Genomic DNA, 23,553 nt, shown 5'->3' with positions numbered 1-23,553 from the left:
CTGCCCGTGAGCGGGGCACAGAGGGACCTGCTGCGGCTCGTGGCCACCGGCCAGGCCGAGTCCCGGGCCGACCTCGCCCGCTTATCGGGCCTGGCCGCCTCCAGCGTGTCGCTCCGGGTCGAGGAGCTGATCGCGTTGGGGCTGCTCGGCGAGGAGGGCTCGGGCACGTCGCGGGGCGGGCGGCGGCCCAGGCGGCTGCGCCTGTCACCGTCGGCGGGGGTGCTGGCGGTCGCCGACCTGGGCGCGCACCATGCCCGGCTCGGGCTGCTCGACCTCAGCGGCACTCCGCTCGTGATCGAGGAACGCCCCTGCGAGATCGCCCGGGGCCCGGAGGCCACGCTCGACCTCCTGTCGGACGCCTTCGACGAGCTGCTGGCCGTACATGTGGCCGATGACGTGCCGTTACGCGGGGTGGGCACCGGCATCCCCGGCCCGGTGGACCCGGCGACGCGCCGGGTGGTCACGCCGTCGCGCATGCCGGGCTGGAACAACTTCCCCGTTGCCGAGCATCTGGGGCTCCGCTACGACCTGCCGATCCTCGTCGAGAACGACGCCAACCTGATGGCCGCCGGCGAGGCCAGGCACTGGCCTGGCTGCGACAACCTCATGGTGCTCAAGGCCGGCACCGGCATCGGCTGCGGCGTGATCGTCAACGGCCACCTGCACCGGGGCCGGGGCGCGGCGGGCGACATCAGCCATGTGCGGGTACGTTCCGACTCCTCCGTCCTGTGCGCCTGCGGCCACCCCGACTGCCTGGAGGCGTACGCCAGCGGCGCCGCCCTCATGTCGGCCCTGGCGGACGCCGGGATCAAGGTGGCGCGCCCGGCGGACATCGTGGGCCTGGTGAACGACGCGATCCCCGAGGCCACCAGCCTGGTACGGGGCGCGGGCCGGCGGATCGGCGAGGTCCTCACGGTATTGGTCAACTTCTTCAACCCGGACGTGATCGCGGTGGGCGGCAGCCTGTCGGCCGCGGAACCACTGATCACCGCCATCAGAGCGGCGGTCTACGAACGCTGCCTGCCCCTGGCGACCCGCGACCTGGAGATCGCCCCGGCCCGCGCCGGCCGAGACGCCGCCCTCCTGGGCGCCGGAGCGCTTCTGCTGGAGGCGGCGCTGGCCTAGGCGGCCCGTGGTAGACGGGTCAGCCGCGTGGGACGAAGACGCTGGGCGGGGGGCCGTCGGCGGCCGGGCGGAAGGTGCTCTCCACCATCCGTGCCAGGTGCTCGAACTCCCACCGCCCGGTGCCGTTGACCTAGCGCCGCCTCGGGGTTGTTGCCCGTACTCACGGCGTCGCAGCCTACTCGTGTCGGACGGCGATTCCCGGCATGCTTGCGTTTCCAGAATCGCTTCTGATTTTCGGCTCGGTCGACGCTTCGCTCCGCCGCCGCGACGGAACCTGCGTCAGGCGGCGGCGGGGCGGTGGAAGGTGGCGCGGCAGCGGTGGCGTTCCGGGTCGCGGAGGTCCTCGATGTGGTCCTCTACCAGGCCGTCGGATGCGAAGGACGCGATCTCGGACGGGGTGAGGGGCCATGGCGGGGCGAACACCGGGCCGCCCTCCTCGCGGGCCGAGGCGATCACCAGGAGCGCGCCGCCCGGCCGGACGAAGCCGGCGACCGAGGCGATGGCCGGTGCGTGGAGGTGTTCCGGCAGTGCTTGGACGGTCATGATCTCCACCACCAGGTCGAACGCGTGGCGCCACTCGGCAGGCGGGGCGAGCAGGTCGGCGGCGCGGTAGTCCACCGTGGAGGCCGGGAAGCGCTCCTTGGCCAGGCGTACGGCCGACTCGCTGACGTCGAAGGCGACCGTGTCGTAGCCGAACCGCGACAGGTACTCGGCGTCGTCACCGAACCCGCACCCGACCACCAGCACTCGACGAGCCGCTCCCGCCTCCGAGCCCGAGCCCGGTTCCATTGGGAGCCACTCAACGAGCAGCGGGTGGGGGCTCTGCGAATCCCACGGGACGATCGCCTCGCCCGTCTCCGACTCCGCGTACAGGCGCTCGAACCAGCCCGTCGCATCGCCGGCCGCCAGCGACTCCGCCGCCAGCCGCCGGGAATCCGCGTCCGGGTCTCTTTCCGTCACAGATCCTCCAAGTTCGAGTCCGTACGGCAATCCCTGCCCTGCTCTATCAGCCAGTGCCACCACATCGACCGTATCGCCCAGAGGCCCGACAAGGCTGCGGTGCTGGAGGGCCTCTGCCACGTAGCCCATCCGCCGCAGCGCGCCGTCGAAGAACGGGATCAGCACGCAGACGGCCGGGCTGGGATGGGGGCACGGCTCAGCGTGCCCCCAGGAGAGCTCGCCCGCCCTGCCGTCGACGGCCAGTTGGACGACGTCGCGTGTGGTGGCCTCCCGCCCGAGCAGCGTGCGCGCGGCGGCGATGATCTGTTCCCGGTCGTGCGCGTGTATCGAGCCCCACGACTCCCAGGGCACGTCATGCAGGGAGAGGGGCGGGATGCGGGGGTTGGCGGCCTTGGTGCTCTCCCACAGGACGACCTGCCCGAGCCGACGTTCCGGCTTCTCCGCGACGCCGGAGACGACCGGATCGACCACCGGGTCGACGAGCTCGCCGGCGCTCCATCCGAGCTCCTGGAACAGGCTCGCCTCGTACCGGTCCATCTTCTCGGCCAGGTAGACGTCGACGTTGGGCTGCATCCGCGCGAGCAGACCGTCTTCCTTGATCTTCCATAGGAAGGTCCGATAGATGTCGGGGACGTAGCCCCAGCCAGGCGACATCGCCGGGAGCGCGTATCGGCGGAGATGCCAGTAGAAGGCCTTGTCGACCATCAACGCGCGCCGCGTGGCGCGGGCCAGGCGCTCAGGCGGACCTTGACCGAGGTGGGCCGCCAGCCCGCCTCCTCGAACGCCGAGTCGAGGACGCGACGAAGCCGCGGATGATCGTCCAGAGGCAAGCGCGGGTATCTCCACCTGCCCCGAGGCCACCAGGCCATGGCTCCGGCAATCAGGCATGTGGCGAGGGTCGGCACCGCCAACAGCACTACAAGTCCCTCTATCGCGAAATTTCGGGATAAAGGTAGATGGGCTAGATCACGTAGCCGTCACGCGCGAAAGGAGTCCTTGGCCATCCGGTGTACCCGGGTCTCGTCGATGACGTGTCCCAGGCCCGCCTGCGTCAGCGGGACCGCCACCACCCCGCCGTTCGCCCCCACGATCGGGGTCACGATCTGGTTGTTGCGTGGCGGCTGCGTCACGTCGCACGGCAGCGTGCACCCCGGCAGGCTGGCCACCGCCACCGTGGCCGCCCGGGCCAGCCCGGCGCCCTGGCCGCCCGCGCACTGGATGTCCCAGCCGGCCGCGGCGGCCCGGTCGTGCGCCCGGCGGGCCTCGCTGAGCGAGCGGAAGGCGGTGGGCCGCAGCAGCAGCACCCGCCCGGCCCGCAGCGTCAGGTAGTCGTCGAGCTCCGCCGACGAGCGCACCTCGACCGCCACCGACGCCGCCACCTGGTCCTGCAGCGCGGCGTGCGCGTAGACGTCGCCGATGGGGAAGGGCCGTTCGATGACCTCGACGCCGTAGGAGTCGAGGGCCGCGAGCTGGCCGCCCTCGGAGTAGGCGCACCCGCCGTCGACGGCCAGCGTCAGGGCCGGATAGGCGAGCCGTACGGCCCGTACCGGCTCGACGTCCCAGCCGGGACGGACGTCGAGCGTCACGTGGCCGTAGCCCGCGCAGACCTGCTGGTTGACCCGTGAGACCAGGCTTTCCAGGGAGGGATCGGGTTCGAGCCGGACGGTCGCCACCAGGGAGGTGCGGGTGCCGCCGATCGCCTCGGCGAGCGGGACGCCGCGCATCCTGGTCCACAGGTCCCAGCAGGCCATGTCGACGGCCGGGTCACTGATCGGGACGGCGTCGGGGTGCTCCCAGTCGACGCCGATGAGCTGGGCGCCCAGCGACTCCTCCAACTGGGTCCAGGTCTTGGGCTGGGGGGCCAGCGCCTCACCCCAGCCGGTCATGCCGGCGTAGTCGGTGAGCTTGACGAGCAGGCTCTCCGTCCGCCTGCCGTACGGCAGAACCAGCCGGAAGACCTCTAGCTCCCGCACTCGCGGCATGTAACCCCACTTCTACGCATCGACTCCTTCCAGTGTGCCTGCCTTCGTGTGCTGGGCAAAACGCGGAGCCACGGCAGCGGCGAGCACGGCGAGGGCGAAGGTGAAGGCCAGGCCCACCAGATAGGTCTCGCCGGTGGCCGTGAACAGGGCTCCGGTGACCGCGACGGCGACGACGGTGAACACGGACTCGCCGACGCCGAGGGCCGCGGTGTTCTGGCCCTCCTCCCCCGACGCGGACATCTCCAGCACCAGTACGGACACCGTGGGGTGCAGCGCGCCGATGCCGAGCCCGGAGATGGCCATGGCCACGTACGCCAGAGCGATCGGCACGGAGTCGATCAGCACGAGCGACATCAGCGCGATGCCGGTGGCGATCATGATGGCGCCGCCGCGCAGGGCGGCCAGGTGGCTGATGACGCCGCGGCCCTTGACCCAGGACCCGGTGGACCAGCCGAGCGCGCCGACGGTCAGGACGATGCCCGCGCCGGTGGGCGTCAGGTCACGCTCGTTGATCAGCATGAGCGGGATGAGGACCTGGGCCGCCATCAGCGAGCCGTAGGCCAGGCCGCGGAGCACGGGGGCGGTCGGCAGCCCGCGGGCGGCCCTGAGCGAGCCGCGGGGCAGCAGCCTGGGCAGGGACACGGCCAGCAGGACGATCCCGGCCGCGAGCAGGGGCAGGCCGCGGAGCTGGAGCGCGCTGCCGTACTGGATCAACGCGGCGGCCACGGCGGTCAGCGTGGCCCAGATCAGCTTGCGCCCGAGACCGGGGGCGGGCTCGGCGTTGCCGCCGCTCAGGCCGGCGCCCGCGGTGCCGCGCCAGAGCAGCAGCGCGCTGGGCACGACGATCAGGGAGACGCCGAGGAAGATCCACCGCCAGTCGGCGTTCTCCACCACGAACCCCGCGATGGCCGGCCCGACCATGGAGGGCACCACCCAGGCGGCCGAGAACAGCGCGAACACCTTGGGATGCATCTCACCCGGATAGACCCTGGCCACGAGCACGTACAGGGACACCTGGATCAGGCCCGCGCCGAGCCCCTGGATGAACCGCCCGGCGACGAACACCTCCATGTTCGGCGCGAGCCCGGCCACCAGCAGCCCCGCCACGAAGGCCGCCACCCCGGACCCGACCGGCACCAGCGGGCCCTTCACATCACTCCATCTGCCGCCGAGCACGGTGGCGATCACACTGGCGGCGAGGGTGGCGCTGAAGGCCAGGTTGTACAGGTGCATGCCGCCGAGCTCGCGCGCCACGACGGGCATCGCCGTCGCCACCGCCATCGCCTCGAACGCCACCAGCATGACGAGCGCCACCAGCCCCACGCTGAGCGCCCGATATTTCGCCGACACCACGCTGACGGGAGGTGCTTCAACAGTTGTGGTCATGTCCGGCACGCTATGGCGGACACCCTGGTCAGCACATCGGGCGGCGGCCCTAGGCCATTGGGCCTAAGGCATCCGGGCCTCCAGGCCGTCGAGGAGCAGATCGAGGCCGTACTCGAAGCGGGCGCGACCGTCGCCGCCCATCAGTGCGTCGAGGTGCTTGGTGATGTGCGGGAACCGCTCGGGAGGCAGCGAGCGGTAGTAGCTCTCGATGGTGCCGACGAACGTCCTGAAGTATTCCTCCATGCTGACGCCCGCGGCGCGGATCTTGGCGAAGTGCAGCGAGCCCTCGAAGGCGTCGCCGGAGACGTAGAGGGCGAGCCGGTCGACGGCGAACGCGGCGTCACGGGGCGGCATGCCCGCATCGAGGAGCAGGCCGAAGACCTGTTCGCTGATCCGCAGCGCGTTCGGGCCGGTGGGGATGCTGGCCAGCGCGGCCCTGGCCACGTCGGCGTGGCTGCCCAGCACCCGGTACCACTCCATCGCGTAATCGCGTAGTTGCTCCTTCCAGCGGGCCGGGTCGGGCTCGGCCAGCCGGATCTCGCCGAGCACCCGGTCGTAGATGAGCTCCAGGAGCTCTTCCTTGTTGGCGACGTGCGCGTAGAGCGAGGCGGGCCCGGTGTCGAGCTCCTGCGCGACGCGGCGCATGCTCAGCCCGTCGAGGCCCTCGGCGTCCATGATCCGCAGCCCCGTCTCGACGATCAGATCCTGACTCAGCTGCGGCTTGAGCTGGACCGGCTTACGCGCCTTGCGCCACGGCGGGGTCGGGACGTCTTCGTTGCTTCCCATGACGAACACTGTACTTGACACGAACGTCGTTCGCCACTAAAACGGTGTTCGTAGCGAACGATGTTCGTTGAAAGAACGGTGTTCTAGCCAAGGAGTCCACATGACCGTCACCGCCCCCCAAGCGGCCTCGGAGGTCCAGCCTTACCGCTGGCGCTGGGTCGCGCTGTTCGTCATCTTGGCCGCCGAGGTCATGGACCTGCTGGACGCGCTGGTCACCTCCATCGCCGCACCGACCATCCAGAAGGATCTGGGCGGCTCGTCGAGCATGGTGCAGTGGCTGGTGGCCGGTTACACGCTGGCCATGGCCGTCGGCCTGATCACCGGCGGCCGGCTCGGCGACCTCTACGGCCGCAAGCGCATGTTCGTGATCGGCGCCTTGGGCTTCACCGCCGCCTCGCTGCTGTGCGGGATCGCCGCCAACCCGGAGATGCTGATCGCCAGCCGGGTCGTGCAGGGCTTGTTCGGCGCCGTGATGCTGCCGCAGGGGCTCGGCCTGATCAAGGAGATGTTCCCGCCGAAGGAGATGGGCAAGGCGTTCGGCATGTTCGGCCCGGTCATGACGATCTCGTCCGTGGGCGGCCCGATCCTGGCCGGGTGGCTGGTGGACGCCGATCTGTTCGGCACCGGCTGGCGCATGATCTTCCTGATCAACCTGCCCATCGGGCTGGCCGCCGCGCTGGCCGGGATCCGGTTCCTGCCGGAGTTCAGGCTCTCCAACGCCACCCGGCTCGACCTGGTCGGCATGCTGCTGGTGTCGGCCGCCGCGTTCCTGCTGATCTTCCCGCTCATCCAGGGCCGCGATCTGGACTGGCCCGCCTGGACGTTCGTGTCGATGGCCGCCTCGATCGTGGTGTTCGCCGTGTTCGGCCGGTACGAGAGCCGCCGCGCCGCGTCCGGCAAGGACCCGCTGATCACGCCGAGCCTGTTCCGCAAGCGCGCCTTCACCGGCGGGCTGGTGGCCGGGCTGGCCTTCTTCACCGGCATGATCGGCCTCAGCCTCGTCTTCACCCTCTACACCCAGGTCGGCCTCGGCTACAGCCCGCTCAAGGCCGGCCTCACCGGCCTGCCGCAGGCCATCGGCGGCGTGGTCGGCTTCGGTCTGGCCATGTCGGGCCTGCAGGAGAAGCTCGGCCGCGGCCTGCTGCAGATCGGCACCGCGGTCATGGCGGTGGGCGCGGCGGTGCTGGGCGTGACCATCCACCTGGCCGGGACCGACATCAGCCCCTGGCAGCTGGCTCCCGGTCTGGCCTTCGTGGGTATCGGGATGGGCCTGACCATGGCGCCGTTCTTCGACATCGTGCTCTCGGGGGTCGAGCCGCACGAGTCGGGCTCGGCTTCGGGCACGCTGACCGCGACCCAGCAGCTCGGCGGCGCGCTCGGCAGCGCTCTGCTGGGAACGCTCTTCTTCGACCTGCTCAAGAGCCAGTGGAGCTTCGGCTCGGCGATGCAGGTCACCGTCTGGGTGGAGATCGGGCTGCTGGCGCTGACCTTCGTCCTGGCGTACCTGCTGCCTCGCAAGGCCCTCGCGGAGCACGCCGGGCACTGACCCCGCTGGAAAGGGCCGCGACCTCGCGTCGCGGCCCTTTTCGCTATGAAGAACCCAGGCCGATGTGCCGTTCGGCCCACTGGGCGATGTCGCGGCGCTCGATAGCGGCGGCCATCAGGTCCGGGAACGCGTCGGGCGTACACGCGAAGGCGGGCACCCCCATCGCGGCCAGCGCGGCGGCGTTCTCGTGGTCGTAGAAGGGCGCGCCCTCGTCCGAGAGCGCCAGCAGCACGATCACCTGGACGCCCGCCTGGGTCATCGCGGCGACCCTGCGCAGCATCTCCTGCCGCACCCCGCCCTCGTAGAGGTCGCTGATGAGGATGAAGATCGAGTTGGCCGGGCGGGTGATGAGGCCCTGGCTGTAGGCGATGGCCCGGTTGATGTCCGTACCACCGCCGAGCTGCGTGCCGAACAGCAGCTCGACCGGATCATGCAGCTGATCCGTCAGATCGACCACAGCCGTGTCGAACACCACGAGCGACGTCTTGAGCGACCGCATCGAGGCCAGCACGGCGCCGAACACACTCGAATACACCACCGAGGCGGCCATCGACCCGCTCTGGTCGATGGCCAGCACCACCTCGCGCTGCACGGACCGCTGCCTGCGCGCGTAGCCGACGAGCCGCGACGGCACGACCGTGTTCTTCTCGGGCAGGTAGTTCTTGAGGTTCGCCCTGATCGTCCGGTCCCAGTCGATGTCGGACACCCGCTTGGGCCGGTGGGTCCTGGCCGAGCGGTCGAGCGCGCCGGTGACGGCGGCCCTGGTCTTCTGGGCGAGCCTGCGTTCGAGCTCCTGTACGACCTTGCGCACCACGGCCCTGGCCGACTCACGGGCCTGATCGGGCATGACCCGGTTGAGCGCGAGCAGGGTGCCGACCAGGTGTACGTCGGGCTCGACGGCCTCCAGCATCTCGGGTTCGAGCAGCAGCCTGGTGAGGTTGAGCCGCTGGATCGCGTCCTTCTGCATGACCTGGACGACGGTCGACGGGAAGTAGGTCCTGATGTCGCCCAGCCACCGCGCCACCCGGGGCGCAGACGCGCCCAGGCCGCCGTCGCGGTCGTACACGGCGGCCAGCGCCCGGTCCATGTCCGCGTCGGCCCCCTGGAGACCGCCGCCTTGGCCTCCGCTTTGACCTCCGGAACAGATGCCGTCGGCGTCGCCACCGCCCAGCACCAGCCGCCACCTGCGCAGGCGCTCATCCATCGGCTCAGCCATGGTCCCTCCCGTCGATCCGCGCTCTCCCCAAGATCGCCAGTACGGTCCGCGCGGCCGGCTCCGCCCGCTGTTCGTCCACGTCCTGCTCCCCCACCCGCTCGGCCCGCTCCGCCGATCGGACGCGCTCGCCGATCGCCCTGCGTTCCGGTGCGGCGAAGCTCCCGAACGTACGGCGGAGCAGCGGCAGCACGTCGATGAACTGTTCGCCGTCAAGCCCGGTCAGCCAGGTGTCGACCAGGCTGAGCAGCCTGGGATCGTGCACGAGCAGCAGCCCCCCGCCGCCCAGGAAGCCCTCGATCCACGAGGCGGCCCTGGTGGGCGCGTGCCCCCTGGACATCGCCCGCGACATCCGGGCGTCGGCGTCGTCGAGCTCCCCCGCGTCGAGCAGGATCCTGGTCAGCCGTCCCTCGATCAGCCCGTGCAGGTCGGGACGGTCACTCACCCCACGCAACGTGACCAGCCACCGACTACGCGGCGACGCCTGACGAACGACCGGCGCCGCCGTCTCCTGCCCGGCGGCCTCCTCTTGGGGAGCTTCCGGTGAGGGCCCGGTGGGCTCCTCTGACATCAGGGCGACGGCCGTGTGGACGGCGTCGACGCCGCTCAGGAGTGCGGCCGCCGCCTCGTCGTCGAGGCCGGTGACCGCGACGGGCAGGCCGACGCAGATGCGGTCGAGCATGGAACGTACGATCACCGCCAACCCCTCGGCCGAGGTGCCGCGCACGTCGCCGTAGCGGTGGGCGCGGACCATCGCGGGCAGCGCGGCCATCAGGTGGGTGACGTCGGTGTCGAGCGCGGCCTTGGCCGACAGGGCGGCCAGCACCTCAGGCAACGCTTCCGGCAGGTCGGCCAGCAGGCAGCGTTCGACCAGCCCGGTCAGGTCGGCCAGCGTCACCGACTCCGCCGAGGCGAGGTCGCGGGCCCGCTGGGCGGCGGCCGAGGCGACCGTGATGCCGAGAGCCGCCGCCTCGACGAGCGCCAGGTCGAACTCGGGCCGCCACTGCAACGTCCACGTCTCCCTGAACGTCCCCTTGCCCCTGGCCTGCCCCAGCACCCCCCACTCGACGCCGAGCAGCCGCAGCCGGTGCAGCAGGCGGCTGCGATCGAGGTCGAGCGGCTTACGCAGGTCGAGGCCGAACTCGCGGTCGAGCGCCTCCGGCTTCAGCTTGAGCCGCCGCTGCTGCTCACGCAGGTCCCGCTGGAGCGGCACCATGGGCGTGCCGTCGGAGACGTGACCGAGCCGGTCGCCGGCCACCATGCGCCGCTGGATCAGCTCCACCGCCAGGTCGTCGCCCTCGCACAAGACCGCCCTGGCCGCCTCGGTGACCTCGCCGAGCCCGGCCAGCGGGCGTCCGCGCAGGGTCGCCAGGCTGTGCGCGAGCCGTACGGACTCGATGACGTGCGCGGACGAGACCGGCAGGCCCTCCTCACGCAGCACCGCCGCCGCCTCGGCCAGCCAGCGTTCGACGGGACGGTCGGGGGCCGTGAACAGGTGGTGGTACCAGCCGGGCGAGGAGATGCCCGCGCCGTAGCCGCTCCACGAGGCCAGCCGCCCGTACGTCCACGGCACCCACGTCAGCTGGGCCTTCACCTTGGGCAGGCCGCGCAGGAGCGCGTCGTCGGCCTTGGCCGGGGGCATAGGGGCGGTCAGGGCGGGGACGTGCCAGGCGCCGCAGATCACCGCGATGCGGTCGTGGCCCTGTCTGATGGCGGTGCGGAGGGTCTTGCGCATGTACGCCTCGCGCCTGGCCTCTCGCTCGCCGGGCTCGTGGCCCTCGCGGACAGCGGCCATGGCCTCAGCGATCACCTCGAACGGGGTGTCGCCCCGGTGCTCGACGACGTCCTCCCACCACCGCTCGGGGTCGTCGTAACCGGCCGCCCTGGCGAGCGCGCCGATCGGATCGACCCGCAGGCCCTCGGGGTCGGCATCGGGCGCGGGCTCGGGGCCGGAAGCAGGCTCGGGAACCACCTCGGGCTCAGGTTCGGCCAGGCTGTGGGACGCCGGGAGGTCGCAGAAGCGGACCGGGATGCCGGCCGTCGTACCGTACAAGATCGCCTGCCACTCGGGCGAGAACCCCGCGAACGGCCAGAAGGCCGCGCTGGACGCCTTGCCCGGCACGTGCGCGAGCAGCGCGACCGGTGGCTCCAGCTCGGGCGCGAGCGCGACCAGCGCGTCGGCCTCCGGCGGTCCCTCGATGAGGATCAGGTCGGGACGGAGGCGTTCGAGCTCCGCCCGCACGGCGCGCGCCGAGCCGGGGCCGTGGTGCCGGACGCCGAGGATCGAGACGCTCACGGGTGCACCATCCTCTCGCCGGCGGTCGGGAGACCGCTGGCGCACCTCATGACACCTCGCGGCAGGCGCGGTAGAAGTCACGCCAGTCGGAGCGCTCGCGGACGACCGTTTCGAGGTATTCGCGCCACACCACCCGGTCGGACACCGGCTCCTGCACCACCGCGCCCACGATCCCGGCGGCCACGTCGGAAGGCCGCAGCACACCGTCGCCGAAGTGGGCCGCCAGCGCGATGCCGCTGGTCAGAACCGAGATCGCCTCGGCCGTGGACAGAGTGCCGCTGGGCGATTTGACCTTGGTCCTGCCGTCCTCCGTCACACCCGTGCGCAGCTCCCGGAACACCGTCACCACCCGGCGGATCTCCGCCAGCCCCGTGCTGGTCTCGGGCAGCTCCAGCGAGCGGCCGAGCTGGGTGACGCGGCGCGAGACGATGTCGACCTCCTCCTCGGCGGTGGCGGGCACCGGCAGGACGACCGTGTTGAAACGGCGGCGCAGGGCGCTGGACAGCTCGTTGACGCCCCGGTCGCGGTCGTTGGCGGTGGCGATCACGTTGAAGCCGCGTTCGGCCTGCACCTCGCGGTTGAGCTCGGGGATCGGCAGCGTCTTCTCCGACAGCACGGTGATCAGCGCGTCCTGAACGTCGGAGGGCATGCGCGTGAGCTCCTCGACGCGGGCGATCCGGCCCTCGGCCATGGCCCGCATGACGGGCGACGGGGTCATCGCCTCCATGGACGGGCCCTCGGCCAGCAGCCGCGCGTAGTTCCAGCCGTAGCGGATTGCCTCTTCGGCCGTTCCCGCCGTGCCCTGCACCAACAGGGTCGAGTCGCAGCTGATCGCGGCGGCCAGGTGCTCGGACAGCCAGGTCTTCGCCGTGCCGGGCACGCCGAGCAGCAGCAGCGCGCGGTCGGTGGCCAAGGTGGCGACGGCGACCTCGACGATGCGGCGGGCGCCCACGTACTTCGGGGTGATCTGGCGGCCGTCGCCCAGGATGTACGTGGTCACGGCCCATGGCGACAGCTTCCAGCCGGGCGGCCTGGTCCGATCGTCGTCCTTGGCGAGCACCGCCAGCTCTTCGGCGTACTGGTCTTCGGCATGGGGCCGCAAAACGGTCATGAGAGCTCCTTCAACATGTCGGCACGGAAGCGCAGCAGGGCGGCGACCTGCTGAATGGGCGGCACGGGCGAGTAGCCTTCTGCCAGCTCGGCGAGCGACGGGTCGATGCGCTCGCCGGCCAGTTTGATCAGCTCGCCGAGGTTCCACGGCTGGGTGGTGGCCACCTTGATGATCTTGCGGAGGACGGCCGTCGCCAGGCCCTCCCGCCAGTGCGAGGACACGCCGCCCAGCACCATGATCAATTGGCTGTCCAGGTCATGCAATTTCACGAAATCAGCGGCGAGCCGCTGCTGCTCGTCCGGCCCCAGCGCCTCCAGCAGATCCGCGATCGGGTCCCACGCGAACATCGCCCGCGCCCACTCCGGATCCCGCTGCAGCACGGCCGCGCGTACCCAGGCGGCCTTCACCTCGGCGTCCCAGTCGGCGATCTTCATCTGGAGCAGCTTGGCGGGCCTGCCCCAGAGCCCGAGGGGCGCGCGGGCGACGACCTGCTGGAGCCACCAGGCCCGCTCGCCGATCCCCCTCGGGGGCTTGGCCCGGATGCCGTCACGCTCCATCGCCGCATCGCACGCTTTGGGCGCCTCGACGGAGATCGTGCCCTTGGTGAAGGTCAGGCAGCTTCGAGCGCGTACGGCCATGCGCTGGGCCAGCCGCGACTCGGGCAGGCGGGTGAGGAGGTTGGCGGCCTGCTGGCGCACCTCTCGCCTGCGGTCGTCGAGGGCCTGCTCCAGGAACGGCTCGTCGTCCATGGACAGTCCGTCGGCCAGCACCTCGACGAACGCCGCCCGGTCGTCGGGCTCCTCGCGCTCCCAGCCCGTCTCCAGCAGCTCCCTGGCCTGCTTGGGTTCCTGACTCCTGAGGTGGCTCAGGTAGGCGCGGCGGTCGGCCGGGCTGCCCAGCTCCCACGTCTCACCGGTCGGCTCTTCGAGCAGGTACGCCCAGGCCGGGTTCAGGGCGGCCAGCCACCTGCCGCGCTGCCCGGCGACCAGGCCGAGGTGGGACCTGATCGACTGGTCGCGCCTGCCCCGGTCCAGCAGCTCGGGCAGGACGTACGGGGGCACTCTGCGGCCCGCCGTGGACGCGGCGGCCAGCCATTCGGGGAGCAGGCGGTCGTACTCGCCGCCCAGGATCCTGGCCAGCCGCTCGGCTGCCCGCGCGCTCACGGCGGGCAACTCCTCGTCGTCCGCCCGCTCCTGCTCGGTCGTCTCGCCAAGTCGCTGACCGGCGCGCCGGCGCACCACCTCCACGGCGGCGCTTTCGAGCAGTTCTCCCTCGTACGGTCTGCGGTCGGTGCCGACCAGCGCCGTCGAGGCCAGGTCCTCCCAGGTCACAGGATCACCGCCGTTCCGTCGTCAGCCCAGGTGGCCAGGGGGCGCAGGCCCAGCGGCGTCCACTCGGCGGCCACCGTCACCGGACGCCCGCCGGACACGGCGATCAGCCGCCACGGGTCGCGGGACCTCGGGTGCAGCGGGAACCCGCCCACGGACGCCCGGCCCGGAACCACCCCCGCCAGCACGACAGGCCAGGAGTCGGTCCACGGATCGGCGGTGACGGCGGCGGCGATCTCGCCAAGCGCCTCCTCCGGCGACGTCCCCGGCGGAACCCGGCCACCGAGACCACCCCGGGTAGCGGCGTCACTCTGACCGGCAACCGCACTCGGGTCAGCGGCTTCGCTCGGGCCGACGGCTTCCCTCCGACCAGCGAGCGCGCTCCGGTCGGTGGGGAGGCCGCGATCGGCGGGATGTCCCCGGTCGGCGGGGACGCTCCGAGGGGCGGGGTGGCGGGTGGCCACCAGGGCGCGGAGGGGTGCGGCGCCCGGGTAGAAGGCGACGTCGGCGTCGATCGTGGTGCCGGTGACCAGCGAGGCGTCGAGCGGCTGGCCGGAGGCGGCGAACGAGAGGACCAGCGCCGCCCGGCCCGTGTCGTGGCCCCGGAGCCAGACCCGGCGGGCGATCAGCCGGTCGTGTTCCTCGTCGCGCCTGCCCACCACGTGCCACCGGTCGCGCACCGCCGGCCGGGCCAGCACGTCCTCCCGTGCGACGGGGAAGCCCGCACGGATCAGGACGGTCTGGCGCAACGGCCCCGGCAGCTCGGCCCGCCGCCGGTAGGCGACCGCCAGCAGGTTGATCAGCGAGTATTCGGCCAGCAGCCGGCTCGGCCAGTCGTCGGCCATGCGCACCTCCCGTAGCCGGGAGAGGACGTTGGCGACACCCGGCGCCTGGGCGTCGACGAGGCGCTTGGCCAGCTCGTCCCACTCGTCGGCGTCGGTCCCCGCCAGGCCCTGCCGCACCTGGTCGGCCAGCCACCGTTCGAGCTCGGCCAGCCCGGCGGCCACCCGCGCATGCCGTACGGACTCGGCCCCCGCACCCCGACCACCACCCGGCGTGGCCGACGCCCCCAGACCGGACCCACCACCAGCCACCGCGCCCGCCGCACCACCCGAGCCCCCGCCCGAGGCAGAGCCCTCGCCCAAACCCGAGGCCGAATCCGGCCCACCACCCGAGGCCGCACCCGAACCCGACCCCAAGCCCGAGGCCGCACCCGAGTCCAGATCAGCGTCCGAGCCCAGCCCGGCGTCCGAGTCCCATGCCTGCCCGTCCGCCAACTCCGGGTCGCCAGCGGCTTCGGCGGCGGCTCGGGCGCGGGCCGCCTCGAGCTTGGCCGCCGCCTTCGCGGCGCGTTCGGTGCGCTGGGCGACCCACTCCGCCGCCCACGGCGGCAGCGAGTCGGCGGCGGGCACCCCGTCCGCCGACCACATGAGCAGCAGCCCGAGCGCGTGCTTGCACGGGAACTTCCGGCTGGGGCAACTGCACCGATATGCGGGCTCGGAGAGGTCGACACACGCCAGGTAGGGCGTGGCCCCGCTCCCCTTGCACGCGCCGAACAGCACGTCGTCAGTCACGCCGCGCAAGGTCCATTTGCCGGGTGCCGCCACGCCCTGCGCCGCCTTCTGGGACGAGGCGTCGGGGGCGAGGGCGAGCACCTGATCACGGCTCCACCGTTCGATCACTTGCCGCAGACTAGCCAGCCCGACCGACAATTACCGCCGCTCCGCCGGATCCGCGAAGAAGATCCATATCACCAGCTCGTCAGGCTACGGCGACGTCATTCGACTGCCACGAATACCGAGCACGTAGGATCACCCACGTGGAGCTGACGATCTACCCCAGCGGCCCGTCCGTCGAGGTCGCCGACGAGGCTGCGGCCCTGGCCAGCGAGCTGGCCAAGGAGCTGGACGGGCAGCTGGTCCTCGACGGCACCCGCTTCCTGCGCCGTGACGTCACCGGCGCGGCCGTCGCGTTCGTGGACCGCCCGCCCATCGCCCAGGCCCTGGACCTGCTGCCCCACCCCGAGGGCGGCTGGTTCCGCGAGACCTGGCGGGCGCCCGTCTCCTTCCTGCCCGCCGGCTACCCCGGCGCCCGCGCCTCCGCCACCGGCATCTACTTCCTGCTGGGGCCGGGCGAGGAGTCGGTCCCGCACGTGGTCCGGTCCGACGAGGTGTGGCTGTGGCACCGGGGCGGCCCGCTGAGCCTGACCATCGGCGACGAAACCGTCATCCTCGGCCCGCGGGTCGAGGATGACCAGGTGCCGCAGGCCGTGGTCCCGGGCGGGGTGTGGCAGTCGGCCAGGCCGGCGACCGGCGAGGAGGTCCTGGTGAGCTGCGTCGTCTCGCCGGGATTCGACTTCGCCGACTTCACCGCGCGAACCGAGTAGGGATCATGGACGGACCACCGGACAACAAGCACCCGATCAGGCGCCTCTCGACCCAGGTCGTGTACGAGAGCCCGTACCTGCGCATGCGCGAGGACCGCATCCGCCGCCTGGACGGCTCCGAAGGCATTTACTCCTACGTCGAGAAGCCCGACTACGCGCTGGTCATCCCGATCGAGAACGACGGGCTGCACCTGGTGGAGCAGTACCGCTATCCGATCCGCGCCCGCTCATGGGAGTTCCCGCAGGGCGCGTTCCCCAACAAAGAGACCGGCGACCCCGAGCACCTGGCGCACGAGGAGCTGCGCCAGGAGACGGGACTGACGGCGGCGCACATGCGGCACCTCGGGCGGCTGAACTCCGCCAAGGGCATGTCGTCCCAGGTCTTCGACGTGTTCGTGGCCACGGGGCTGGAGCCGGGGCCCAACGAGCTGGAGGTCGAGGAGCAGGACCTGCTGCACCGGTGGTTCAGGCGGGGTGACTTCGAGGCCATGATCCGCACCGGCGAGATCGCGGACGCCGCGACGCTGGCGGCCTACACGCTGTTCCTGCTCTCCGCCCAGTAGGACGCCGTCACGCTCCGCATGACAGGGCGTCTTACGCGCCCCCCCAGCTCACAGTCGAAAAAGGGCCTAAATCCTGATTTTTGGCGCCGTGTCACGGCATAACCGAACAGATGTGACATGCTGCCCAGAAATCACGGAAAAGAGTTCGCATGTGCGGTGCGTCACTAAGAGTGATTATCTGTGATAAATACGCGATTACCCGGTTCGGCCTATTGACGATCTTGGCGTCCCGGCACGACGTCAACGTGATCGAGACCACCGACAGCGGAGTCCATGCGATCATGCTCGCCCGCAAGCATCATCCCGAGGTGGTGGTCACCGGACTGACGCTGGGCGGGCTGTCCGGACTGGAGCTGATCCAGCGATTACGGGCCGAGAAGCTGGACCCCGAGCCCCGCGTGGTCGTGTTCACCGTCGACCACACCGATCAGACGGTCACCGACGTGCTGCGCGCCGGCGCGAACGGGCTGCTGACCCAGGATTCCACGCAGGACGAGGTCGTCGCCGTCATCAGGGCGGCGGCCCGGGGGCAGACCATGCTCTCGCCCGTGGTGACGCAGCGGCTGGTCGACTGGTTCAGGCAGCGCGAGCCCCCTCCTGCCGAGCTGGACCAGCCCACGCTGGCCGGGCTGACGCCACGGGAGCAGCAGGTTCTGCTCCTGGTCGCGCAGGGCAGGTCGACCGAGGAGGTGGCGGGTGAGTTGTACATCGGGGTCAGTACGGTACGCACCCATCTGCACCGGCTCCGCGCGAAGTTGAAGGCCAAGGACCGGGCCCAGTTGGTCTCCTTCGCCTACCGCTCCGGCCTCATGTCAACCTAGACACCGGACGCGTCGCCAGTGGCCCGAGGGCCAGGGAGCCGAGCACCACGACCGCCGCCAGCGCGAACGCCCCCGGATAGCTGATGTCCGCGACCACCCCGCCGACCAGCCCCGCGAGCCCGAAGAAGATGTCGTACAGCGAGCTGAGCGCCCCCAGCGCCGCCCCCCGCTCCGGCTCCGGCGCCCGGCTGATCGTGATCATCGCGAGTGACGGGTAGAGCAGGGTGAACCCGGCCCCCGAGAGCACCGCCCCCGCCGCCGCCACCCACCAGCCGGGCGCGAATCCGATCATGGCCAGGCCGATGGCCTCCGCGAGGCTCGACACGACGATGACCGGCATCGGGCCGAGCCGGTCGGGCAGGCGCCCGGCCACGAGCCGGGTCGCGATGTAGGCGGCGCTGAAGACGCTGAGCAGCACCGGCCCGTTCGAGATCCCCCTGGTGGACAGGGCCAATGCGCCGAAGCCGACCAGCACGCCGTACCCGAACGCCCCTGCCCCCAGCGCCAGCCCCGGGAGCACCGCCGCACCCGGGATGAGCTTGCGCGACACGACGGGCACCCGCGCGCCGGCCGGCAGCCGGCTCAGGACCGCGACGGCGAGGAGCGGCAGGACCACGGCGGCGGCCCATACCGCCGGGTAGGAGCCGAGGCGGTACAGCGACTCGCCCAGGGCGGGGCCGGCCATGAAGCCGCCCCACATGGCCAGGCCGTACCATCCGACGATCTGACCCCGGCGGCTCTCGGGCGCGAGCTGCACCGTCCACACCGACCCAGCGGTGAACAGCAGCGCCTCGGCGACGCCCATGATCAGCCGGGTGGCCATGAGGCCCGGCAGGCCCCATGGGAGCGCGTACATGGCGCCGATGACGGCGGCCAGCGCCGCCCCGGCCAGCATCAGCCGGCGGCTGCCGAACCGCTGCGCGAGCTGCCCGCCGTAGGGACGCAGCGCCAGCGTCACCGCCGCGGTCGAGGTGAAGGCCGCGCCGACGGCGAAGGGGGCGCCGCCCAGCTCCTCCGTCACCAGCCGCGGGATCACCGGCACCGCCGCGCCGAACGCCGTGAACGTGGCGAACAGCGCGGCCACCAGCCCCGCGAACGTCCGCGCCCAGGTCATAGGCCGCGAGTGTTTCCGCCGTCCACCAGCAGCACCACGCCCGTGATGAAGGAGGTGTGCTCACTGGCCAGGAACGCGGCGATCGCCCCGAAGTCGCCGGGCCGCCCGATCCTGCGCATCGGCAGGCCCTCGGCCACCCGCGCCAGCGCCGCGTCCGCCTCGTCGCCGAACTGGTGGTCGAGCGCGGGCGTGCGGTGGAAGCCCTGGGCGAGGACGTTCACGGTGATGCCGCGCGGGCCGAGGCTCGGCACGAGCCCCTTGGCGAAGCCCAGCACGCCCAGCCGGGCGACGGCCGACAGGCCGGTCAGGGGCAGCGGCTGGCGTACCGCCTCGGAGGTGAGCATCAGCACCCGGCCCCAGCCGGTGTCCAGGTGGGGCAGGGCGGCCAGCACGACGCTCACGTGCGGGATCGTGTTGTCCTCCAGCGCCCGCCGGTACACGCGTACGTCGAACTCCTCCAGCGACCCGTGCGGCACTCCGCCCGAGCTGCTGACCACGATGTGCAGCGAGCCGAACTCGTCGGCGGTGCGCCGCACCCACTTGGCGACGGCCGTCTCGTCGCGCACGTCCACGCTGGTGCTGAGCACCCGTCCCGGTCCCGCGGCGTCGATCTCGGCGTGCGCCCGCGCCAGCCGGTCGGGCTCGCGGGCGCAGATGGAGACGTGCGCGCCCTCGGCCGCCAGTGTGCGGGCCACGGCCAGCCCGAGCCCGCTGCTGGCCGCCGCCACGAGCGCGACCCGTCCGTTCAACCCAAGGTCCATGGCCAGACACCTCTCACGAGACCAGCAGGAAATGCTGCGGCAGGTGCACGGCGAGCCCGACGCGCGTGCTCGCCTCGATGACCTCGGCGTCCCTGCGCAGCCGCAGCGTGGACGCCGCGGGGTCGAGCAGCGTCACGGCGGCGCGGAAGTCGCCGAGCAGCGCCTCCCCCGTGCCGATCATGCGGGTGCGCGAGACGCGGATGCCGGCCGTCGCCAGCCGGTCGAGCGTCCCGTCGCGCACGAGCTTCCAGTACAGACCGGGATGGGTCACGATCCCGTCGCACGAGCCGCCGGTCTCCTCGACCTCGGCCGCCGCCGCCGTCAGCACGTCCTCCGGATCGCCGTCGAACGGCGCGTGCCGCGAGTCCGCCAGGTGCAGCAGCCCGTCGATGGCGCCGTCGCCCGAGCCGTGCAGCAGGATCTCGTTCTCGACCGTGGACAGCCGGACGAGCACGCGGTAGTCGACGAAGGCGGCGAGCAGGCCGGGCTCGTCGAGCACGCCCTTGGGGGCGGGTACGCCGACCTTGACCTCGGTCAGGTCGGCCACGCGGACGCTGGAGGCGAAGGCCGACTCGGGTGTCTTGTCGTACGACGTCCCCGACGGCTCCAGCCGGGACGGCGGCGCCTCGTGGACATAGGGCACTTGCCCGCCGCCCACCGGAACGCTCTTCAGCAGGTGCCGGACCGTGTAGCGGGGCCGGGTCTTGAACAGCGGGAACGCCTCGGTCAGCGCCAGCCGGTACGGTACCTCGACGTCACCGCCGTTCCGCGAGCCGGCCACCGCCCACGCGAACTCCTCGCCAGGAGACATGCCTGTCCCTCCCCGTTGAAATGGTTGTCAACGCTGAGCTGATTTGGTGGCTACAAACCGTCCGAGCACGAGGTAATCCATCTCGGTCTTCAGGAAGCAGTCCATGGCGTCGGCCGGTGAGCACACGATGGGTTCGCCGGCCACGTTGAACGAGGTGTTGATGAGACAGGGCACCCCGGTCAGCTCGGTGAAGGCACGCAGCAACTCCGCCAGCAGCGGGTTGTCGTCCTCACGGATCGTCTGGATCCTGGACGTGCCGTCGACGTGCGTGGCGCCGGGAATCAGGTCGCGGTAGCCGGGCCGTACGGGGAAGACGAACGTCATGTACGGCGAGGCGCGCTTCTTCCCCAGCTCGAACACCTCGGGGGCCACGTCTTCGAGGACGACCGGCGCGAACGGCCGGAAGGGCTCCCGGTGCTTGATCCGGTCGTTGATGATGTCCTTGATATCGCCGAACCGCGGATTGGCCAGGATGCTGCGGTTGCCCAGCGCGCGCGGCCCGTATTCCGTCCGTCCCTGGAACCAGCCGACCACGCACTTCTCCCGCAGCAGCTCCGCCGTCTCCCGCGCGACGTCGCCCGGAGCGAGCTCCCGCCATTCGACGCGCCCCGCGTGGGCGTCGAGCGTGGCGCGGATCTCCGCATCGCCATAGGCGGGCCCCAGGTACGGCGAGCCGCTGACCCGCGGCGTGTCGCCCGCCTCCTGACTGGCGTAGAAGGCGGCGCCGATGGCCACGCCCGGATCGCTGGCGCCGAAGCTCACGTCCATCTCGGCGAACCTGGACCCTTCGAGCAGCTTGGTGTTGTTGACGCAGTTCAGCGCCAGCCCGCCCTCGAACAGCAGCCGGGGCAGCGCGCTGCGCTCCTCCAGCGCGCGCACCTGGTGGGCCGTCACCGCCTCGACCATCTCCTGGGCGGCCCCGGCGACCCGGACCCGCACGTCGAAGTCCTCCCGGTGGTCCGGGTCCGTGCCGAAGATCCGGTCGAACAGCGCGTAGTAGGCGCGTACGGCCCGCGGCGCGTAGGGGATGGTGTAGCGGCCGTCGCCCGTCAGCTCCACCACGTGCTTGAGCAGCGGGTTGGGCTCCGGCGGCGGGCCGTAGCCGGCCAGGCCCATGACCTTGTACTCGTCGTTGTTGGGGACGAAGCCGAGATACCTGGTCAGCACCGCGAACAGCAGGGCGAGCGAGTTGTCCCCGTCGACCGTCGCGTCGTCGAACACCTGCACCTTGCCGTCGCGCACCTCGCCGAGGATCGCCGACAGCCACTCCGCCCGGCCGTCGCTGACCACGAACGCCGCGTCCCCACCTCCGGACAGGTGGTATCCCGTCATCAGATGAGCTATGTGATGCGGCACCGTGACCAGCTTCTCGGCCGTCAGCGGGTATCCCGTGTGCTCGTGGAAGTCGGCGAGAATGGCCGCCTCGCTGAATATCCGGGTGTAGGTGTCGTCGAGCCGCCGCAGCCTGGCGAATTTCTTGTCCACCGGCGCGTCGGCGTCCACGATCTCGGCGATCATGTTGTTCATGACGTCCTGGGAGAAACGCCAGGAATGCGCGAAGACATCAACCTCGTCGAATGACTTCCCGGCCTCCCTTAAAACCCATTCGATGGCGTTGACCGGAAACCTGGCGGTCTTCTTCTCGCGATTGAGCCGCTCCTCCTCGACGGCTGCGACCAATTCTCCGTCCACCATGAGAGCCGCCGAGGAATCGTGACCGTAAAGCATGTGCCGGTCGATTCCCGTCGACCCGTAATAACGTGCGAAGAGTTCGGCGACCTTACCGAACCCGTTGTATCCGAGGACGATCACGAGAACTCCTTGGCGGTGAAGGACCGGAGTGCCACCAGTGAAGGTCATGGCGCCCTGGACGGCGTCCACCTGGCGATGACCCGGGAGGCGACGCATCGTTGAGCCGGTGGACGCGGCTCAACGGACGGCCGAGGGCGCGACGTTGTAGTTACCGCGGAAGAAATTGTCCGGGTCCAGCCGCTGTTTCACCGAGGTCAGCCGGTCGAAGGCCGTCTCGCCGAAGGTCTTCCTGGCCCGCTCGCCGGTGGACGCATAGTTGATGTATCCGTCACCCCAGCGGCCGTACGGCTCGGCGGCCTCCGCGACGGACCGCGCCCAGGCGATCTGTTCCTGGTCGGCGGCCGGGTCTGCCCAGATCGCCGTGCCCGTGACGTTGAAGCCCGCGCCCCGGAAGGGCACGGCCGTGGCCTCGGCGGGCACCCGCCGCACCGCGCCGTGCAGCGCCTCGACGAGGATCCCGTCCCTGAAGGGCCCCAGCCACCGGCCGGCCAGGAACCGTTCGACCAGCGCCTCGGCCAGCTCGTCGGGCAGGGCGTCGGCGAAGCGGGCGCTCCAGTAGTGCCGCAGCCCGAACGCCAGACGGCCGAGCGTGGCCTGCAGCGAGAGGTACGACCTGGGCATGACCTGCCAGTCGAGGATCTCCGGCCCGCGCAGCCGCTTCTCCAACGCCGTCCGGTATCCCTCGTCCTCGCCGCTGTAGGCCACGCAGATCACCGCCGCCGGAACGTGTGTGGGACCGTACCTTTTCAGCAGCAGCGTGCAGTTGAGCTCGTCGGGCGCGTCGAGCATGAGGTCGCGGAACAGGCGCACGGCCGGGCCGAGCTCGGCGCGCGGGTAGGCGACGCAGCCGCCGTACAGCAGGCCCACCGGGTGCATCCGGAAGCGGAACGCCGCCACCACGCCGAAGTTGTGACCCGCGCCGCGCAGCGCCCAGTCGAGCTCGGGATCGCGCTCCGCGTCCACCTCGACCACCTCCCCGGCGGCCGTGACGAGCTGATAGGAGAGCACGTTGTCGCAGGTAAGGCCATATCTTCCCATCAGGTGACCGAGGCCGCCGCCCAGGGTCAGGCCGCCGACGCCGGTGGTGTCGAAGGTGCCGCCCGTGGTGGCCAGGCCGTACGCCGTGGTGGCCAGGTCCAGCTGACTCCAGGTGGTGCCGCCGCCCACCGTGGCGGTGCGTTCTCGCGGATCGACCGTCACCGAGCTCATCAGCCGCAGGTCGATGACCAGCCCGTCGTCGACGGAGGCGTACCCGGCGACGTTGTGCCCGCCGCCGCGCACCGCCGTGACCAGGCCGGCCTCGCGGGCGGTGCGGATCACCGCGCGCAGCTCCGCGACGTCGCGCGGCAGGCAGATCAGCCGGGGCCGCAGATCGTGCATGCCATTGAAGAGCAGCCGCAACTCGTCATAAGCGGGGTGGCCGGGGCCGACCACCCGATCGGGACACGCGGCGTTCAGTGCGGAGACCGTCACGGGCTTGTTCCTTTCTCGGGCCTGGGTTCTTCGACGGCTTATCACGCATTTGTGACACACGCGAGGGGGGTTGCCTTTC

The 23,553-nt window shown here is 71.3% G+C and carries 20 protein-coding genes; 5 read left to right on the top strand and 15 right to left on the bottom strand.

Going from position 1 to position 23,553, the window contains the following annotated elements:
* Nucleotides 1-6: 6 nt before the first annotated feature.
* The gene (locus tag ACGFNP_RS28015; protein ID WP_393323886.1) at nt 7-1,125 is read left to right on the top strand and encodes an ROK family transcriptional regulator; all 1,119 of its coding nucleotides are present in this window, start codon (nt 7-9) and stop codon (nt 1,123-1,125) included.
* 279 nt (nt 1,126-1,404) lie between these two features.
* On the opposite strand, the gene ACGFNP_RS28010 is transcribed toward ACGFNP_RS28015, so the two are convergent.
* The 5 genes from ACGFNP_RS28010 to ACGFNP_RS27990 form a co-directional block, all read right to left on the bottom strand.
* Nucleotides 1,405-2,790, bottom strand: a complete 1,386-nt coding sequence (locus ACGFNP_RS28010) for a class I SAM-dependent methyltransferase (RefSeq protein ID WP_393325075.1) — start codon at nt 2,788-2,790, stop codon at nt 1,405-1,407.
* A complete protein-coding gene (locus ACGFNP_RS28005; protein WP_358313527.1) occupies nt 2,790-2,915 on the bottom strand; it encodes a hypothetical protein in 126 nt (41 codons plus the stop codon). Before ACGFNP_RS28005 ends, ACGFNP_RS28010 begins: the two co-directional genes overlap by 1 nt.
* 147 nt (nt 2,916-3,062) lie before the next feature.
* Nucleotides 3,063-4,067, bottom strand: coding sequence for an enolase C-terminal domain-like protein (locus ACGFNP_RS28000; protein ID WP_358313530.1), 1,005 nt, complete (start codon nt 4,065-4,067; stop codon nt 3,063-3,065).
* Nucleotides 4,068-4,079: 12 nt separating this feature from the next.
* Nucleotides 4,080-5,453, bottom strand: a complete 1,374-nt coding sequence (locus tag ACGFNP_RS27995; protein ID WP_358313533.1) for an MFS transporter — start codon at nt 5,451-5,453, stop codon at nt 4,080-4,082.
* Nucleotides 5,454-5,516: 63 nt separating this feature from the next.
* Nucleotides 5,517-6,239 (bottom strand): TetR/AcrR family transcriptional regulator, encoded by a 723-nt coding sequence (locus ACGFNP_RS27990; protein ID WP_393323881.1) that lies wholly within the window; start codon nt 6,237-6,239, stop codon nt 5,517-5,519.
* Nucleotides 6,240-6,339: 100 nt separating this feature from the next.
* Between ACGFNP_RS27990 and ACGFNP_RS27985 the strand changes: the two genes are divergently transcribed.
* Nucleotides 6,340-7,785: an MFS transporter gene (locus tag ACGFNP_RS27985; protein ID WP_358313539.1), complete on the top strand. Its 1,446-nt coding sequence runs from the start codon at nt 6,340-6,342 to the stop codon at nt 7,783-7,785.
* 43 nt (nt 7,786-7,828) lie between these two features.
* Here ACGFNP_RS27985 and ACGFNP_RS27980 read toward each other — a convergent pair whose 3' ends face one another.
* From ACGFNP_RS27980 to ACGFNP_RS27960, 5 genes are read right to left on the bottom strand one after another with little or no spacing between them, the layout of a single operon-like run.
* Nucleotides 7,829-9,001, bottom strand: coding sequence for a VWA domain-containing protein (locus ACGFNP_RS27980; protein ID WP_393323876.1), 1,173 nt, complete (start codon nt 8,999-9,001; stop codon nt 7,829-7,831).
* On the bottom strand, nt 8,994-11,294 hold the full coding sequence (locus ACGFNP_RS27975) for a DUF5682 family protein (protein WP_393323873.1): 2,301 nt from the start codon (nt 11,292-11,294) through the stop codon (nt 8,994-8,996). Before ACGFNP_RS27975 ends, ACGFNP_RS27980 begins: the two co-directional genes overlap by 8 nt.
* A 46-nt stretch (nt 11,295-11,340) precedes the next feature.
* A complete protein-coding gene (locus ACGFNP_RS27970; protein ID WP_393323870.1) occupies nt 11,341-12,405 on the bottom strand; it encodes an AAA family ATPase in 1,065 nt (354 codons plus the stop codon).
* Entirely contained in the window at nt 12,402-13,736 is a 1,335-nt protein-coding gene (locus ACGFNP_RS27965) for a DUF5691 domain-containing protein (protein WP_393323867.1), read from the bottom strand. Before ACGFNP_RS27965 ends, ACGFNP_RS27970 begins: the two co-directional genes overlap by 4 nt.
* On the bottom strand, nt 13,733-15,415 hold the full coding sequence (locus ACGFNP_RS27960; protein WP_393323864.1) for an SWIM zinc finger family protein: 1,683 nt from the start codon (nt 15,413-15,415) through the stop codon (nt 13,733-13,735). Before ACGFNP_RS27960 ends, ACGFNP_RS27965 begins: the two co-directional genes overlap by 4 nt.
* A gap of 137 nt (nt 15,416-15,552) precedes the next feature.
* Between ACGFNP_RS27960 and ACGFNP_RS27955 the strand changes: the two genes are divergently transcribed.
* The 3 genes from ACGFNP_RS27955 to ACGFNP_RS27945 all read left to right on the top strand — a co-directional run bounded on the left by ACGFNP_RS27955 (nt 15,553) and on the right by ACGFNP_RS27945 (nt 17,503).
* Nucleotides 15,553-16,119, top strand: a complete 567-nt coding sequence (locus tag ACGFNP_RS27955; RefSeq protein WP_393323861.1) for a cupin domain-containing protein — start codon at nt 15,553-15,555, stop codon at nt 16,117-16,119.
* A gap of 5 nt (nt 16,120-16,124) precedes the next feature.
* Nucleotides 16,125-16,682, top strand: coding sequence for an NUDIX domain-containing protein (locus ACGFNP_RS27950; RefSeq protein WP_393323858.1), 558 nt, complete (start codon nt 16,125-16,127; stop codon nt 16,680-16,682).
* 149 nt (nt 16,683-16,831) lie between these two features.
* Nucleotides 16,832-17,503, top strand: coding sequence for a response regulator (locus tag ACGFNP_RS27945; RefSeq protein ID WP_393323856.1), 672 nt, complete (start codon nt 16,832-16,834; stop codon nt 17,501-17,503).
* Here ACGFNP_RS27945 and ACGFNP_RS27940 read toward each other — a convergent pair.
* From ACGFNP_RS27940 to ACGFNP_RS27920, 5 genes are all read right to left on the bottom strand, one after another.
* The gene (locus tag ACGFNP_RS27940) at nt 17,490-18,617 is read right to left on the bottom strand and encodes an MFS transporter (RefSeq protein WP_393323853.1); all 1,128 of its coding nucleotides are present in this window, start codon (nt 18,615-18,617) and stop codon (nt 17,490-17,492) included. The two genes, ACGFNP_RS27945 and ACGFNP_RS27940, sit on opposite strands and share 14 nt — an antisense overlap.
* Entirely contained in the window at nt 18,614-19,378 is a 765-nt protein-coding gene (locus ACGFNP_RS27935; protein ID WP_393323850.1) for an SDR family NAD(P)-dependent oxidoreductase, read from the bottom strand. The genes ACGFNP_RS27940 and ACGFNP_RS27935 overlap by 4 nt, the downstream gene beginning before the upstream one ends.
* A gap of 13 nt (nt 19,379-19,391) precedes the next feature.
* Nucleotides 19,392-20,189: a family 3 encapsulin nanocompartment shell protein gene (locus ACGFNP_RS27930; RefSeq protein ID WP_393323847.1), complete on the bottom strand. Its 798-nt coding sequence runs from the start codon at nt 20,187-20,189 to the stop codon at nt 19,392-19,394.
* A 27-nt stretch (nt 20,190-20,216) separates the two neighbouring features.
* The gene (locus ACGFNP_RS27925) at nt 20,217-22,001 is read right to left on the bottom strand and encodes a carbamoyltransferase (RefSeq protein ID WP_393323844.1); all 1,785 of its coding nucleotides are present in this window, start codon (nt 21,999-22,001) and stop codon (nt 20,217-20,219) included.
* A gap of 117 nt (nt 22,002-22,118) precedes the next feature.
* Nucleotides 22,119-23,474: an FAD-binding oxidoreductase gene (locus ACGFNP_RS27920; RefSeq protein WP_393323841.1), complete on the bottom strand. Its 1,356-nt coding sequence runs from the start codon at nt 23,472-23,474 to the stop codon at nt 22,119-22,121.
* Nucleotides 23,475-23,553 lie beyond the last annotated feature (79 nt).

Source organism: Nonomuraea sp. NPDC049269, from assembly GCF_043197155.1.
Lineage (GTDB): Bacteria > Actinomycetota > Actinomycetes > Streptosporangiales > Streptosporangiaceae > Nonomuraea.
The sequence above is the reverse complement of the archived record's forward strand: the minus strand, read 5'-3'. Positions and strand labels throughout refer to the sequence as shown.

Coding starts and splice junctions, on each gene's coding strand:
- ACGFNP_RS28010 (WP_393325075.1), bottom strand. CDS start 2,790: ATGGTCGACAAGGCCTTCTACTGGCATCTCCGCCGATACGCGCTCCCG.
- ACGFNP_RS28000 (WP_358313530.1), bottom strand. CDS start 4,067: ATGCCGCGAGTGCGGGAGCTAGAGGTCTTCCGGCTGGTTCTGCCGTAC.
- ACGFNP_RS27995 (WP_358313533.1), bottom strand. CDS start 5,453: ATGACCACAACTGTTGAAGCACCTCCCGTCAGCGTGGTGTCGGCGAAA.
- ACGFNP_RS27990 (WP_393323881.1), bottom strand. CDS start 6,239: ATGGGAAGCAACGAAGACGTCCCGACCCCGCCGTGGCGCAAGGCGCGT.
- ACGFNP_RS27985 (WP_358313539.1), top strand. CDS start 6,340: ATGACCGTCACCGCCCCCCAAGCGGCCTCGGAGGTCCAGCCTTACCGC.
- ACGFNP_RS27980 (WP_393323876.1), bottom strand. CDS start 9,001: ATGGCTGAGCCGATGGATGAGCGCCTGCGCAGGTGGCGGCTGGTGCTG.
- ACGFNP_RS27970 (WP_393323870.1), bottom strand. CDS start 12,405: ATGACCGTTTTGCGGCCCCATGCCGAAGACCAGTACGCCGAAGAGCTG.
- ACGFNP_RS27950 (WP_393323858.1), top strand. CDS start 16,125: ATGGACGGACCACCGGACAACAAGCACCCGATCAGGCGCCTCTCGACC.
- ACGFNP_RS27945 (WP_393323856.1), top strand. CDS start 16,832: ATGTGCGGTGCGTCACTAAGAGTGATTATCTGTGATAAATACGCGATT.
- ACGFNP_RS27940 (WP_393323853.1), bottom strand. CDS start 18,617: ATGACCTGGGCGCGGACGTTCGCGGGGCTGGTGGCCGCGCTGTTCGCC.
- ACGFNP_RS27935 (WP_393323850.1), bottom strand. CDS start 19,378: ATGGACCTTGGGTTGAACGGACGGGTCGCGCTCGTGGCGGCGGCCAGC.
- ACGFNP_RS27930 (WP_393323847.1), bottom strand. CDS start 20,189: ATGTCTCCTGGCGAGGAGTTCGCGTGGGCGGTGGCCGGCTCGCGGAAC.